The following is a 14,172-nucleotide window of genomic DNA, read 5'->3' as shown; positions in this document are numbered from 1 at the left end:
TGAAGAGGGGTATCCCCCCCATTGGGTTTAGAATATCTTTCAGGAGGCCTTGGTGAAAAAGACCGGATCACAGATTCTTTTGGAATGTCTACAGCTTGAAGGGGTTGACACGGTGTTCGGCTACCCCGGGGGCACTGTTATCAACATTTATGATGATCTTATGGGTTCTCCCATTCGTCATATTCTTAACCGACATGAGCAGGCGGCCGTTCACGCCGCCGATGGATACGCCAGGGCCACGGGAAAAGTCGGTGTCGCCATTGCCACCAGCGGGCCGGGAGCGACCAATACCATTACCGGTATCGCGACGGCCTATATGGATTCCATTCCCATGGTTATCATTACCGGTCAGGTCCCCACGGCCCTGATTGGGAACGACGCTTTTCAGGAAGCAGACATGGTCGGCATTACCCGTCCTGTTACCAAACACAATTATCTGGTCAAGGATATCAATGACCTCGCCAGAATAATCAAAGAGGCCTTTTATATTGCCCGCACGGGGCGCCCGGGGCCCGTACTGGTCGATCTGCCGAAAGACGTGCAGGTAGCGACGGCCAAATTCACCTATCCCGAAACCGTTGAATTGCGAGGGTACAAGCCGACTTACAGCGGCAATATCCGGCAGATAGAAAAAGCGGTCAAGATGATCCTGAGCGCCAAGAAGCCTGTGGTTTATGTGGGCGGCGGCGTCACGCTTTCCAATTCATCCAATGAATTGCAGGATTTTGCCGAGGCGCTGCAGGCTCCGGTTACGACCACGTTGATGGGAATGGCTTCTTTTCCCAAGAAGCATCCTCTGTCTCTGGGGATGCTTGGCATGCACGGCACCTATTACGCTAACATGGCTGTGACCAATTCGGATCTTCTGATTGCCATCGGAGCCCGCTTTGATGACCGCGTGACAGGTAAGATCGCTACTTTTGCCCCTCATGCCAAAATTATTCATATTGATATCGATCCCACTTCGATTAAAAAGAACGTCAGAGTGGACCTGCCTATTGTCGGCGACGTTCAGGATGTGCTGCAGAAAATGATCACCAAACTCATTGAATATGGTGACGAGGTGAAGGCACATGTTGAAGAAACATCGCCCTGGCTGGAAGAAATCGAGGGCTGGAAAAAACAGCATCCCATGGCGTATAAAAACTCTAAAACGATTATCAAGCCTCAGTTCGTCATTGAAAAAATTCGTGAACTGACGCGCGACGACGCCATTATAACCACGGAAGTCGGTCAACATCAGATGTGGACCGCTCAGTTCTTTGATTTCACCCAACCCCGAACCTTTCTCAGTTCGGGCGGGCTGGGTACCATGGGATTTGGCTTGCCTTCGGCCCTTGGCGCCCAGGCCGCCTTCCCTGACCGGCAGGTCATTGACATCTCCGGAGATGGTTCCTTTCAGATGAATTCACAGGAACTCGCCACCCTGGTTCAATATCGATTGCCCGTTAAGATTGTTATCCTCAATAACAATTTCCTCGGCATGGTCCGTCAGTGGCAGCAGCTTTTTTTCGACCGCCGTTACAGCCAGACCTGCATGGAGTTGCCTATTGATTTCGTTAAACTTGCTGAGGCCTACGGTGCTACCGGCCTGAGTACCAGCAAACCTGAAGAGGTGGAAGACGTCATCCGGAAAGCTCTCGAGACTCCTGGGCCCGTCATTATGGAATTCAAAATCGCTCGTGAGGAGAATGTGTTGCCCATGGTTCCGGCCGGAGCTGGTCTTAACGAAATGGTGTTGGCCTCCTAGCAGGCTTTCGAATCGATACTCAGGAGAACGACATAATGAAACATACGATTTCCGTACTGGTTGAAAATGAGTTTGGTGTGCTGTCACGAGTGGCAGGCTTGTTTTCAGGCCGGGGATTTAATATTGAAAGTCTTTCCGTCGCCCCGACGGTAGACCCCAGTATCTCTCGTATCACCCTGGTCACTCGTGGCGACGAGCAGATCCTTGAGCAGATTAACAAACAGTTAAATAAGCTGATCAGCACGATCAAAGTCATCGACTTTACCGGCCAGGAATTTGTTGAACGAGAACTTGCTCTGATCAAAGTCACGGCAGAAGAGGACACCAGGGCAGAAGTGCTTCGTATTGCCGATATCTTTCGGGCCAAAGTTATTGATGTGACGGCCCGATCCTACACTATTGAGGTCACCGGAGCCCCCGGGAAAGTGGATGCTATTCTCGAATTGCTGCGCCCCATGGGGATAAAGGAACTGGTGCGGTCCGGCCCTGTCGTTCTTGGAAGGGGTTCGAAAAGCTGGAAAGGGGCGTGAGTTTTTATCCGCTCGTTGTACTTTGCTGGCGAAAACTTTTGCAGTAGCTCGCTGTGTGTGCTATAAGGCGATGTTATTTTAGGGGTGGTCCCCACAATCAGGAGGTAGTGAAACAATGAAGGTTTATTACGACAAAGACGCCAATCTGGACGTTCTCAAAGGCAAGAAAGTCGCCATTATCGGCTACGGCAGCCAGGGGCATGCCCACTCCAACAATCTTAAGGAGAGCGGCGTCGACGTGATCGTCGGTTTGCGCAAGGACAGCTCATCCTGGGCCAAGGCTGAAAAGGCGGGTCTGCAGGTACTGGAGACCTCCGAAGCGGCCAAGGTTGCTGACGTTATTATGATTCTTGTTCCTGACGAGTTGCAGGGAGACATGTACCGCGAAGAGATCGAGCCCTTCATGAAAAAAGGGGTCTATCTCGCCTTCGGTCATGGATTTAATATCCACTTCGGCCAGATTGTCCCTAAGTCTGATGTGAATGTCTTCATGGTGGCTCCCAAGGGGCCAGGCCACATGGTCCGCCACGAGTATACCAAAGGCGGAGGCGTTCCTTCCCTGATTGCCATCTATCAGGACCCCTCTAAAAACACCAAGGATGTTGCTCTGGCTTATGCCAGCGCCAACGGCGGCGGCAGGGCTGGCATTATTGAAACGAACTTCAAGGAAGAGACGGAAACGGATCTCTTTGGGGAGCAGGCTGTTCTTTGCGGCGGCGCCAGTGCCCTCGTACAGGCTGGTTTTGAAACTCTGGTTGAAGCAGGATATGCACCTGAGATGGCCTATTTCGAGTGCCTGCACGAACTTAAGCTCATCGTTGACCTCATGTACGAAGGGGGTATCGCCAACATGCGCTATTCCATTTCCAATACTGCTGAATACGGTGACCTCACACGGGGCCCCATGGTCGTTACGGATGAGACCAAAAAGGCCATGAAAGAAATTCTGCGCCAGATCCAAGAAGGTGAATTCGCTCGCGAATTCATGCTGGAGAACAAGGCCAACAAGCCTGTCCTTTCCGCTCTGCGCCGTAAGGGTGCCGAGCATCCCATTGAAGAGGTGGGTGCCAGACTGCGCAGCATGATGAGCTGGATCGGTAAGAATAAGATTGTTGACAAAGAGCGTAACTAGGTCGCTCAGCAAAGATCCCAGGGGGCAGGCTGCGGCCTGCCCCTGTCTTTTTTGACATTCAATGCGAGGATTGTGAAATGCGTAATCAGAACCAGATCGTCGCCGTGGAAGGATATCCCTTTATTGGGATATTTGCTTTCGTCACGCTGGTGTTTGCCCTGCTGGACTGGAGCTTCCTGACTTTTCTGACCTTGTGCCTGACTCTTTTCACGGTCTATTTTTTCCGGAATCCGGAACGACATGTTCCTCAAGATGAGGAAGCCGTGGTCGCACCTGCTGATGGCAAGGTCATTTTTGTCGGCAATGTTATGGAAGAACAGTTCTTCAAGGAAGAGGTTACCAAGGTCAGTATTTTCATGTCCGTCTTTAATGTGCATGTCAATCGTGCCCCCTTTCCCGGGAAGGTGCTCGACATGTTTTATAACAAAGGCGAGTTCTTTAACGCATCGCTCGATAAAGCCAGTCTTCAGAATGAGCAGGCAGGTATTCTGCTGGAAACTCCCGGAGGCAAGAAGCTTCTTTTTGTTCAGATTGCTGGTCTGGTCGCTCGTCGTATCGTCACCTATCCGGTCATCGGAACCGTGCTTGAAAAGGGGATGCGCTATGGGCTGATTCGCTTCGGCTCAAGGGTGGATATCTACTTTCCACCTGGTTCCGAGGTTACTGCTATCGTGGGCGACAACACAGTGGGCGGTGAAACGATTATCGGTTACATCCGCTAAAGAGCGCGGGGCATAACCGTGTTTCTTCGATGGGGTCAAACATCAGGTACAGTGCCAATGAAAAACGACGTTTCAGCCCTGGAGAACACGGAAAAGACCTTGACAACAACCTGAGCCTCTGTTTTATTCTTAACTCATATCAAACAAAGGCGTCGAAAAGGAGTAGTAGACTTAATCCCCAGTTTCAGAGAGCCGGTGGTTGCTGCAAACCGGTACTGTGGAAAGTCGAACTCGCCTTGGAGCCGCGTTGGTGAAGCTCTTTCGATTTCGAGAGATAGCCATCGCCGTCAGCCCGCGTAAAGGGCCAAAGAAGGGTCTTCTTCGGAAGATCGAAACAGGGTGGTACCGCGAAGCCAAGGCTCTCGCCCCTGCAATTGGGGCGGGAGCTTTTTTTGTGCACACTGTTGGAAGGGGGGTGGTCGTGTGGAAACAGACCTTGGAGACCTAGTCGTTTGTTGGATTGAGTCAGACCATGAATGGCCCTGTGGGCGTAAATGGACACGTACTGCCCGGACCAACGGTTGGTTGAGCCCGGAATATCCATAAGGAGATGTAATCGATGAGTGACGCCAAGACTATTATAATTTTTGATACGACATTGCGTGACGGTGAGCAGTCTCCCGGTGCGAGTATGAACATTGAAGAGAAGTTGCGAATTGCCCACCAGTTGGAAAAGATGAAAGTGGACGTCATCGAGGCTGGCTTCCCTATCGCTTCGGAAGGGGACTTTGAAGCGGTGAAAAAAATAGCCCAGACGATCAAGGGGTGTCAGATCGCCGGCCTGTGCAGAGCTAACGACAAGGACATCGACAGGGCCTGGGAAGCCCTGAAGTATGCTGGCGACCGCGGCCGTATTCATACCTTTATCGCCACCAGCGATATCCATATGAAGTACAAACTGAAAATGAGCGAGGATGCGGTTGTCGAAACGGCTGTCAAGGCAGTTAAGCGGGCAGCCGGCTATACGCCCAATGTGGAATTCTCCGCCGAAGACGCTGTGCGAACCCGCTTGCCTTTTTTGGCCAGGGTTGTAGAAGCGGTTATCGAGGCCGGTGCCCGCACAGTGAATATCCCGGATACAGTAGGGTATACCATCCCATCAGAGTATTCTCGGATCATTACCTACCTTCGTGAAAACGTACCCAACATCGACCAGGCGATTATCTCCGTGCATTGTCACAACGATCTCGGACTCGCCGTGGCTAATTCTCTTGCCGCTGTACAGGCAGGGGCTCAGCAGGTCGAATGCACTATTAACGGTATTGGCGAACGGGCTGGCAATTGCTCGCTTGAGGAAGTTGTCATGGCGCTGCGGACCAGACATGACATAATGCCATTTCAGACCAATGTCGTGACTGAGCATATTTATCCAACCAGCAAATTGCTCTCCACCATCACAGGGATTACCGTGCAGCCAAACAAGGCGATCGTCGGCGCCAACGCTTTTGCACATGAAGCCGGAATTCATCAGCATGGCGTGCTGATGGACAAGTCTACCTACGAAATCATGACACCCGAGTCCATCGGCCTCAACCAGAACAAGCTGGTGCTCGGCAAGCACTCGGGTCGCCACGCCTTTATTCAGCGGCTTCAGGAACTCGGCTACGATCTGGGCAAAGAGGATATCGAAAAAGCCTTTGTCCGCTTCAAGGCTCTGGCTGATCAGAAAAAGGAAATTTTCGATGAGGATTTAGATGCCATTGTCGCCGATGAAATCATCCGCGGCCCTGAAAAGTACAAACTGCTGCAGATGAATGTGTCCTCAGGGTCCTTCGCGGCGCCCACGGCCACGGTTCAGCTTGAAATTGACGGCAAGGTTCGAAAGACGGCTGTCATGGGCGACGGTCCCGTTGATGCGACTTTCAAGGCGATCAAGAAGCTGGCCAAAACCAAAGCCCGTCTGCTCCATTTTTCGGTGGGGGCCATTACGGGAGGAACGGACGCGCAGGGGGAGTGTACGGTGCGACTTGAAGAAGAAGGGCGTGAGGTTCTCGGACAAGGCGCCCATCCTGACATTATTGTGGCGAGCGCCAAGGCCTATATTAATGCCCTGAACAAGCTTTCCAGCGGCATGAGCCGGACCAGGGTTCATCTCTAGAATTCCTTTTCGGCAGGGTAAAGTGCATAGATTGCTCCTCCCTGCCGTTTTGTAAAATCCGGGTTGCCTTACCCTTTTTGATGGAATAGGATGGCTTCCCTAATTCATAAGAATAGTTGAGGAGAATGTATGGGAAAGACCATTACCGAAAAGATTTTTGAAGCGCACCTGCGGGACGAGCCCTTTCCAGGTACTATGGTGCTCGATCTTGACAGGGTGTTGTGCCACGAAATTACCACCCCTATTGCCATTGCAGATCTGGCCTGGCGCGGTAAGGATCGGGTGTTTGACAATACCAAAATCAAGGCCGTCATCGACCACGTCACCCCTTCCAAAGACAGCAAGACGGCCACCCAGGCCAAGATGCTGCGTGACTGGGCCCGCAGGCATGGTATTCGTGATTTCTTCGATGTTGGAAATAATGGCGTCTGTCACGCCCTTTTTCCTGAAAAAGGCTATATTCGGCCAGGCTTTACAGTGATTATGGGGGATAGCCATACGTGCACCCATGGCGCTTTCGGGGCTTTTGCTGCAGGTGTAGGGACGACCGACCTCGAAGTGGGTATTTTGAAGGGAGTCTGTGCCTTTCGGACGCCTAAAACCATCCGAGTGGATCTGACAGGCCGGTTACCAGAAGGAGTTTATGCCAAGGACGTTATTCTCCACGTGATTGGCCAACTCGGCGTCAATGGTGCGACAGATCGCGTCATCGAATTCCATGGTTCAGTCGTTGATGAGTTCTCCATGGAAGCACGCATGACGCTGTGTAATATGGCCATTGAAGCCGGGGGGACTTGCGGCATCTGTATGCCTGACGTGACCACTGTCGATTATCTATGGCCCTTTATTTCTGACGAATATGCTTCCCGTGAGGCCGCCTTGGATGATTACCGTCAATGGTGCTCGGACGAGGATGCCGTCTTTGAAAAAGTCCTCCACTTTGATGTTTCAGCGCTGGAACCCCAGGTGACCTTTGGATACAAGCCTGATTGTGTCAAACCCGTTGGAGAAATGGCTGGGACACCTGTTGACCAGATATACATTGGCACCTGCACCAATGGAAGGATTGAGGATTTGCGCGTGGCCGCCGCTATTCTCAAAGGGAAAAAAATAGCTGACAGCGTGCGGGGAATAGTTTCGCCTGCCACCCCAAAGATATTTAACGACGCTCTTCAGGAAGGGATCATTCAGGTTTTCATGGATGCCGGTTTTTGTGTTACCAATCCGACCTGTGGGGCCTGCCTTGGTATGAGCAACGGGGTACTGGCCGAGGGCGAGGTGGCTGCTTCCACCAGTAACCGCAATTTTAACGGTCGGATGGGCAAGGGGGGGATGGTTCACCTCATGAGCCCTGCGACTGCAGCTGCCACGGCTCTAACCGGTGTCATTACCGACCCGCGTCAGGCTTAAATTCTACCGGACAACGTCTTTAGCGAGGTTTTCGAATGAATGTCAAAAAAATCTTTGAAGGACCAGCCATTTTTTTGGATCGGTCCGATATAAATACCGATGAAATCATTCCCGCCAAGTATCTGACTGAAGTCACCAAGGATGCCCTGAGACCTTACATGCTTGAAGATCTGAATCTTGATGGATTCGATCCCAGAGGGGATAAGCTTCGCAATGCGCGTGTTGTCGTAAGCCGTGAAAATTTCGGCTGCGGATCCTCGCGTGAGCATGCTCCCTGGGTATTCGAAGTCAATGGAGTGCATACTATTATTGCTGAAAGTTACGCCCGAATTTTTCGCCAGAATATGTTCAATGGCGGTATGCTCGCCATTGAACTTCCCAGGGCTGACATCGACCGGCTGTTTGCCCTTGAAAAAAAGGGCAATGTAAATATTTCTGTTCAGCTGGACTCGCAAACTGTCGTCGCCACGAGCGATGGTAAGACGGAAACTTTGTCCTTTGATATTTCTCCTTTTGACAAAGCTCTTGTCAAGGCAGGTGGATGGGTCGAGTTTGCTGATGCCCGCTATTGAAGGCGTAGTCGCACAACTGAGGCCGGGCTTTGCCCGGCCTTTTTTTTGAAGGTTGAAGTTGGGGTGGTTTGAAGGTTTGCGGGAATGTGTCAATTGTGACATAATCGGTGTGCCGTAAGCGGCTCAAATTCTTCGTTGGTGGGAGAAGAATCCTAAAAAGAGTTTGACAAAGGTTTGGGGCGTACCTATATTTTTGCCTGTTGAACACATCGAATTTTCATTGTTTTTTATTTCAAGAATATGGCAAGGAGATTTCTACCAATGGCTAAAGAGTTTAAAGTCGCGATTCTCCCTGGTGATGGGATTGGCCCAGAAGTTATGGCTGAGGCACTGAAGGTACTTGATGCAGTAGAGCAGAAGTTCAATCTTCATTTCGAGCGTACTTTTGCCAACGTTGGTGGTGCCGGAATTGACAACGAAGGAAAAGCGTTGCCCGCCACGACTATCGATATCTGCAAGGCGTCTGATGCCATTTTGTTTGGTAGTGTCGGTGGTCCCAAGTGGGAGTCCATGCCCCCTGACGAACAGCCCGAACGGGGAGCTCTGCTTCCCCTGCGTAAAATTTTCGGCCTCTATGCCAACCTGCGTCCCGCCATTATCTTTCCTGCCCTGACCGGAGCTTCCAGTCTTAAGGAAGAGGTTATCGAGGGGGGCTTTAATATCCTTGTGGTGCGCGAGCTGACAGGGGGGATTTATTTTTCCCAGCCCAAAGGTATTGAAGGGTCGGGGAATGATCGTGTCGGTGTCGACACTATGCGCTATAGTGTATCTGAAATTGAACGCATTGCCCATGTGGCATTCCAGGCTGCTCAGAAGCGTGGCAAAAAGTTATGCTCTATCGATAAAGCCAATGTGCTCTCTACGTCCGTTCTCTGGCGAGAAGTCGTTATTCATGTCGCCAAGCAATATCCCGGGGTAGAGTTGACCCATATGTATGTGGACAATGCGGCCATGCAGCTTGTTCGTTGGCCCAAGCAGTTCGATGTGCTGCTTTGTGAAAATATGTTCGGAGATATTCTGTCTGACGAGGCGGCTATGCTGACGGGTTCACTCGGCATGCTTCCTTCGGCCTCTCTGGCCGAAGGTTCCTTTGGCATGTACGAGCCATCAGGCGGCAGCGCTCCGGACATCGCTGGTCAGGGAATTGCCAATCCTATCGCCCAGATCCTTTCTGCCGCTATGATGCTGCGTTATTCTTTTGGGTTGACGGAGGCTGCCGAAGCCATTGAGGCGGCCGTGGAAAAGGTTCTTGAACAGGGATATCGCACCCGTGACATTTACCAGAAAAAAGTCAATGAAACACTGGCCAATACAAAGGAGATCGGTGACGCGATCGTCGCTGCTCTATAGGGCAACCTCCCGGAGCTGCAATTGTTGAAACCTTATTTGTCATCAGAAGGAATACTCGTATGAAAGTCGGTCTTATCGGTTGGCGTGGCATGGTCGGCTCGGTCCTTATGCAGCGCATGCAGGAGGAGGATGATTTCTCCGGCATCGAGCCCGTTTTCTTCTCTACCTCCCAGGCGGGAGCACCTGCTCCTTTGGGGGCTGGATCTCTGAAAGACGCAGATGATATCGATGAACTCAAAAAGCTCGATGTCATTCTGACCTGTCAGGGTGGAGACTATACTAAAGCCGTGCACCCCCAATTGCGGCAAGCTGGCTGGAAGGGCTACTGGATCGATGCGGCCAGTAGTCTGCGTATGGAAAAAGATGCCGTTATTATCCTGGACCCGGTCAACCGGCAAGTCATCGGCAAGGCCCTGGCTAACGGACAGAAAGATTTTATTGGAGGTAACTGCACCGTCAGTCTCATGCTGATGGCGCTGGGGGGGCTATTTCGTGCCGGTCTGGTCGATTGGTTGACCTCCATGACCTATCAGGCTGCCTCTGGCGCAGGCGCACCCAATATGCGTGAATTGCTCAGCCAGATGGGTGCCCTCCATGGCACCGTTGCCCCTTTGCTTCAGGATCCGGCCTCTGCCATTCTTGACATTGACCGTAAGGTAACTTCGGCTTTGCGTGATGGCACACTGCCTACCAAGGAGTTCGGCTATCCTTTGGCCGGCAGTCTTCTTCCCTGGATTGACCGTGAGGTGGAGGATGGGCAAAGCCGCGAAGAATGGAAAGGGTATGCAGAAACCAATAAGATTCTGGGTACCAAACAGCCCATTGCCATTGACGGCATCTGTGTTCGCGTGGGTGCCATGCGTTGCCACAGCCAGGCCCTGACGATTAGGCTGAACAAGGATGTGCCTATGGCTGATATCGAAGCGATGATCCAGAACGACAATGAGTGGGTCAAACTGGTGCCCAACACCAAGGCTGACTCCCTGGCGCAGTTGACGCCGACGGCTGTTTCTGGAACGTTGTCCATACCGGTCGGTCGCCTGCGCAAAATGAAGATGGGGCCCCAGTACCTGTCGGCTTTTACTTGCGGCGACCAACTGTTGTGGGGAGCGGCGGAACCGCTGCGGCGTATGCTTCGCATCCTTCGCGAGCAGTAATTCAAGCTCCGAAAATAGATTGATTTTTCCCATAAGGGGGAACGCTTATCAACAAAAAGTGGAACATAGCCATTGTCGGCGCTACGGGTGCCGTTGGTTCTCAGCTCGTAGAGATTCTCGAAGAACGGGATTTCCCGGTTGAATCGATACGCTTTATGGCCAGCGAAGCCAGTGCGGGAGAGATTCTTGAATATAGGGGAAAGCCAATCGTGGTCGAGACCCTGTCAGCAGACTCTTTTTCTGGCACGGATATAGTTTTTTTTGCTGTCAGTCCGAGACTTTGCATGGAATTTTGTCCATCCGCGGCAGCAGTTGGTGCCCTGTGTATCGATGTTAGTGGCTACTGGGGGATGGATGACGAGGTTCCCGTGGTGGTCCCAGAGGTCAACCCTCAGGATCTGGAACTGTTCCGTCAAAAAAGGATTGTGGCTTGTCCTGACAGCTCCACTGTCCCTCTTGTTATGGCGCTGAAGCCTTTACAGGCCTTATGTGGCATCAAGAGAGTCGTAGTGTCCACTTATCGTGCGGTTTCCGCGGTTGGCACCAGGGGCGTTGATGAACTCAGGGTCCAGTCCGGCGAACTACTCAATGGCCGACCGGCAGAGGGCAAGGTATTCCCTCGTCAGATTGCGTTTAACTGTTTGTCACACAGCGATGTCTTTATGCCCAATGGTTATACCCTTGAGGAGATGAACATTGCTCGGGAAACTCGCAAAATCCTGGCTTCTCCCAATCTTCAGATCACCGCCACCAGTGTTACCGTGCCGGTTTTTTATGGATGCAGTGCAACGGTTAATGTCGAACTGGCTGATTACATCGACCCCGGCAGGGCGCGAGAACTTATGGCTCAATCACCTGGGTTGACCATTTTTGATGATGCTGGCCAGGGAGCTTGCCCAACGATGAGTGATGCTGTTGGCCAGGACTCCATCTTTGTTGGGCGTATCCGGGCTGATGATTCGGCTGACTCCGCGTTGAATATGTGGCTCGTATCAGACAATCTCCGCAAGGGCGCTGCAACGAATGCGGTCCAGATTGCCGAATTGCTGTTAGATAAGTATCTTTAAACTGGATTAAGTGCGATGTATGAATCGAGAGGGGGCCAGCGGTCCCCTCTCCTCGTTTTAGGAACGATGGGAAGTATGCCTGCACGGTTGGATGGGTCTGAAAAACAGGTGAGGCTTGTTATCGAGTATGACGGTACACGTTATGCGGGCTGGCAAGTGCAGCCCAACGGGATAGCCGTTCAGCAGGTTGTCGAAGAGGCGCTCTTGTCCTTGCTCGGGCACTCTGTGCGGTTGGTTTCTTCCGGTCGTACCGACGCCGGCGTGCATGCATTCGGGATGGTAGCCTGCTTCAGGACGTCAAGGGGGCTTCCCGAGCAAGCCTTTCGTGACGGGCTCAATCGTTATCTCCCGGAAGATGTCGTCATTCGACAGGCCAACATTGTCCCCCTCGACTTCCACCCGCGCTTTGATAGCCAAGGTAAATGGTATCGCTATACCCTGAACCTTTCGCCTGTACGCACAGCGATCAATCGTCACGCCTGTTGGACAATCAAGAAGCCGCTCGATCTGCAAGCTATGGAGAAAGCAGCTTCTTTTCTGGTCGGACGACATGATTTTACCGCTTTCCGAGCGTCCAACTGTTCCGCCAAAACGACTGTCCGTGAAATTTTTTCCATCGACATCGTTCAGGACGGCCCTTTGCTCTATCTCGATGTGAGGGGAGGGGGATTCCTGAAGTTCATGGTCCGCATTATAGTGGGCACCTTGGTTGAGGTCGGGTTAGGCAAGCGACCTAGTGAAAATGTGCCCCTTCTCTTGAAGCATGGCAGCCGGGTGAACGCGGGCAAAACGGCACCTCCGCATGGTCTTTGTCTCATGGAGGTGTGGTATGGTGACCAGACCCCGTGTACCGTGCCCTTGAAAAACAACCTGCCGAAGGTATAGTTTTGCAACGCTAGGGTCTGACTTCTTCCGGGGAGGCTGCGATGAACAATAAAATTAAAATTCTGGTTCCCGTCGATTTCTCCAAGCATAGTCTGGAAACGATTAGTTTTGCCTTGAAGTTGCGACAATGGACTGATCCTGAGTATTGCCTTCTGCATGTCGTGGTTCACGATGATTTCAACAATTTTGCCGCTGAAATCCCGCCGCCACCCCCAAGTCTCCAGAAACGACTGGATGAGGTATCGGAGGAATTGTTTAGAGAGGTTGACCTTTTGAAAAAAGAGAACCCCGGGATTCACCTGGAAAGTAAAGTTGTTTCGGGTTTCCCTTTCAAGGAGATTTGCCGCATTGCCGAAGAGGACAATTTTCAACTTATTGTCATCGGCACACATGGGCGGACAGGGCTGGCCCATCTGCTGATTGGCAGTACTGCCGAACGGGTGGTACAGCACGCCCCTTGCCCCGTTCTGAGCATCAAGCCCCGCGTTTTGTAAATCGTTCTTCCGACACTTCCGGCTTACGTCTCTGGCTTAAAAAAACATCTTGACAACATCCAGTCTTTTAGATAGCTTGTCGTCTCCTGTGAGCCCCGTAAAATCACAGTTATCCATAGAGAGGAACACGATGAGCACGCAAGTAGCCAAAAAAGAAGAGATTAAACGTAGCTGGTTTGTAGTCGACCTCGAAGATAAGGTTCTGGGTCGTGTTGCAACCGAAATTGCCCGGGTTCTCCGCGGGAAGCATAAGCCGGTTTTTACGCCCAGCGTGGATACTGGAGATTTTGTGATCGTTCTTAATGCGGACAAGGTAAAATTGACCGGCAATAAAATGGCCGATAAGTTTTACTACCGTCACACCGGTTATCCGGGTGGGATTCGTTCAGTGAATGCTGAAAAGCTTCTCGAAAACAAGCCTGAAGAATTGATCAAGAAAGCTGTCAAGGGAATGCTGCCTAAAAACAAGCTTGGCCGGCAGATGTTCAGAAAACTGAAAGTCTACGCAGGTTCTGATCACCCTCATGCAGCCCAACAGCCCAAAGAACTCGCTCTTTAAGGTTCATAGCAGGAGATAATAATGGCCGAGCAGAAATTTTACGCTACCGGTAAAAGGAAAACTTCCGTTGCACGCGTCCGGCTTACCCCCGGCAGTGGCAACATTACTGTCAACAAACGCACCCTTGATGAATACTTTGGTCGTGAGACCTCCAAGATGGTCGTTCGCCAGCCTCTTGAACTGACGGACAATGTCGGCAAGTTTGACATCTCTGTCAATGTCAGTGGCGGCGGTCCTTCCGGGCAGGCTGGAGCCATCAAGCACGGCATCACCAAGGCTCTTCTTTCTGTCAATGTAGAACTGCGTGGTGTCCTTAAGAAAGCTGGCTTCATCACCCGAGACAGCCGTATCAAAGAAAGAAAAAAATACGGACGTCGTGCGGCTCGTCGGAGCTTCCAGTTCTCCAAGCGTTAAGTTCTATTACGTCACGTTCGCTTGACGTTATG

At 51.7% G+C, this 14,172-nt stretch carries 14 protein-coding genes and 1 other annotated feature; all 14 genes read left to right on the top strand.

The window, feature by feature from the left end; genetic code table 11:
• Nucleotides 1-52 precede the first annotated feature (52 nt).
• The 14 genes from ilvB to rpsI all read left to right on the top strand — a co-directional run bounded on the left by ilvB (nucleotide 53) and on the right by rpsI (nucleotide 14,140).
• Nucleotides 53-1,750 carry a biosynthetic-type acetolactate synthase large subunit gene (gene ilvB, locus AOP6_RS08290; RefSeq protein ID WP_155876280.1) on the top strand — a complete coding sequence of 566 codons (1,698 nt, stop codon included), beginning with the start codon at nucleotides 53-55 and terminating at the stop codon, nucleotides 1,748-1,750.
• Between the two features lie 35 nt (nucleotides 1,751-1,785).
• Complete coding sequence (ilvN, locus tag AOP6_RS08285) at nucleotides 1,786-2,280, top strand: acetolactate synthase small subunit (protein ID WP_155876279.1); 495 nt, start codon at nucleotides 1,786-1,788, stop codon at nucleotides 2,278-2,280.
• Nucleotides 2,281-2,395: 115 nt separating this feature from the next.
• Nucleotides 2,396-3,412, top strand: a complete 1,017-nt coding sequence (gene ilvC / locus AOP6_RS08280) for a ketol-acid reductoisomerase (protein WP_155876278.1) — start codon at nucleotides 2,396-2,398, stop codon at nucleotides 3,410-3,412.
• Nucleotides 3,413-3,489: 77 nt separating this feature from the next.
• On the top strand, nucleotides 3,490-4,134 hold the full coding sequence (locus AOP6_RS08275; RefSeq protein ID WP_155876277.1) for a phosphatidylserine decarboxylase family protein: 645 nt from the start codon (nucleotides 3,490-3,492) through the stop codon (nucleotides 4,132-4,134).
• A 143-nt stretch (nucleotides 4,135-4,277) separates the two neighbouring features.
• Nucleotides 4,278-4,507, top strand: a binding site (T-box leader).
• Nucleotides 4,508-4,693: 186 nt separating this feature from the next.
• On the top strand, nucleotides 4,694-6,232 hold the full coding sequence (locus AOP6_RS08270) for a 2-isopropylmalate synthase (protein ID WP_155876276.1): 1,539 nt from the start codon (nucleotides 4,694-4,696) through the stop codon (nucleotides 6,230-6,232).
• Between the two features lie 129 nt (nucleotides 6,233-6,361).
• Complete coding sequence (locus AOP6_RS08265; RefSeq protein WP_155876275.1) at nucleotides 6,362-7,642, top strand: 3-isopropylmalate dehydratase large subunit; 1,281 nt, start codon at nucleotides 6,362-6,364, stop codon at nucleotides 7,640-7,642.
• Nucleotides 7,643-7,677: 35 nt separating this feature from the next.
• Complete coding sequence (locus AOP6_RS08260; RefSeq protein ID WP_155876274.1) at nucleotides 7,678-8,214, top strand: 3-isopropylmalate dehydratase small subunit; 537 nt, start codon at nucleotides 7,678-7,680, stop codon at nucleotides 8,212-8,214.
• 261 nt (nucleotides 8,215-8,475) lie between these two features.
• A complete protein-coding gene (gene leuB, locus AOP6_RS08255; RefSeq protein ID WP_155876273.1) occupies nucleotides 8,476-9,564 on the top strand; it encodes a 3-isopropylmalate dehydrogenase in 1,089 nt (362 codons plus the stop codon).
• Nucleotides 9,565-9,623: 59 nt separating this feature from the next.
• A complete protein-coding gene (gene asd, locus AOP6_RS08250) occupies nucleotides 9,624-10,721 on the top strand; it encodes an aspartate-semialdehyde dehydrogenase (RefSeq protein ID WP_155876272.1) in 1,098 nt (365 codons plus the stop codon).
• A 47-nt stretch (nucleotides 10,722-10,768) separates the two neighbouring features.
• Complete coding sequence (locus tag AOP6_RS08245; protein ID WP_155876271.1) at nucleotides 10,769-11,788, top strand: aspartate-semialdehyde dehydrogenase; 1,020 nt, start codon at nucleotides 10,769-10,771, stop codon at nucleotides 11,786-11,788.
• 75 nt (nucleotides 11,789-11,863) lie between these two features.
• Nucleotides 11,864-12,673, top strand: a complete 810-nt coding sequence (gene truA, locus AOP6_RS08240; RefSeq protein ID WP_155876270.1) for a tRNA pseudouridine(38-40) synthase TruA — start codon at nucleotides 11,864-11,866, stop codon at nucleotides 12,671-12,673.
• Between the two features lie 41 nt (nucleotides 12,674-12,714).
• On the top strand, nucleotides 12,715-13,167 hold the full coding sequence (locus AOP6_RS08235; RefSeq protein WP_155876269.1) for a universal stress protein: 453 nt from the start codon (nucleotides 12,715-12,717) through the stop codon (nucleotides 13,165-13,167).
• A gap of 130 nt (nucleotides 13,168-13,297) precedes the next feature.
• Nucleotides 13,298-13,726: a 50S ribosomal protein L13 gene (rplM, locus tag AOP6_RS08230; protein WP_155876268.1), complete on the top strand. Its 429-nt coding sequence runs from the start codon at nucleotides 13,298-13,300 to the stop codon at nucleotides 13,724-13,726.
• A gap of 21 nt (nucleotides 13,727-13,747) precedes the next feature.
• On the top strand, nucleotides 13,748-14,140 hold the full coding sequence (gene rpsI, locus AOP6_RS08225) for a 30S ribosomal protein S9 (RefSeq protein WP_155876267.1): 393 nt from the start codon (nucleotides 13,748-13,750) through the stop codon (nucleotides 14,138-14,140).
• Nucleotides 14,141-14,172: the final 32 nt, after the last annotated feature.

The sequence above is a fragment of the Desulfuromonas sp. AOP6 genome (assembly GCF_009731355.2).
Taxonomy (GTDB): domain Bacteria; phylum Desulfobacterota; class Desulfuromonadia; order Desulfuromonadales; family SZUA-540; genus SZUA-540.
This window is presented reverse-complemented; position numbering and strand designations above follow the sequence as displayed.

Coding starts and splice junctions, on each gene's coding strand:
- truA (WP_155876270.1), top strand. CDS start 11,864: ATGCCTGCACGGTTGGATGGGTCTGAAAAACAGGTGAGGCTTGTTATC.
- rpsI (WP_155876267.1), top strand. CDS start 13,748: ATGGCCGAGCAGAAATTTTACGCTACCGGTAAAAGGAAAACTTCCGTT.
- AOP6_RS08265 (WP_155876275.1), top strand. CDS start 6,362: ATGGGAAAGACCATTACCGAAAAGATTTTTGAAGCGCACCTGCGGGAC.
- AOP6_RS08235 (WP_155876269.1), top strand. CDS start 12,715: ATGAACAATAAAATTAAAATTCTGGTTCCCGTCGATTTCTCCAAGCAT.
- AOP6_RS08270 (WP_155876276.1), top strand. CDS start 4,694: ATGAGTGACGCCAAGACTATTATAATTTTTGATACGACATTGCGTGAC.
- asd (WP_155876272.1), top strand. CDS start 9,624: ATGAAAGTCGGTCTTATCGGTTGGCGTGGCATGGTCGGCTCGGTCCTT.
- ilvC (WP_155876278.1), top strand. CDS start 2,396: ATGAAGGTTTATTACGACAAAGACGCCAATCTGGACGTTCTCAAAGGC.
- ilvN (WP_155876279.1), top strand. CDS start 1,786: ATGAAACATACGATTTCCGTACTGGTTGAAAATGAGTTTGGTGTGCTG.
- leuB (WP_155876273.1), top strand. CDS start 8,476: ATGGCTAAAGAGTTTAAAGTCGCGATTCTCCCTGGTGATGGGATTGGC.
- rplM (WP_155876268.1), top strand. CDS start 13,298: ATGAGCACGCAAGTAGCCAAAAAAGAAGAGATTAAACGTAGCTGGTTT.
- AOP6_RS08275 (WP_155876277.1), top strand. CDS start 3,490: ATGCGTAATCAGAACCAGATCGTCGCCGTGGAAGGATATCCCTTTATT.
- AOP6_RS08260 (WP_155876274.1), top strand. CDS start 7,678: ATGAATGTCAAAAAAATCTTTGAAGGACCAGCCATTTTTTTGGATCGG.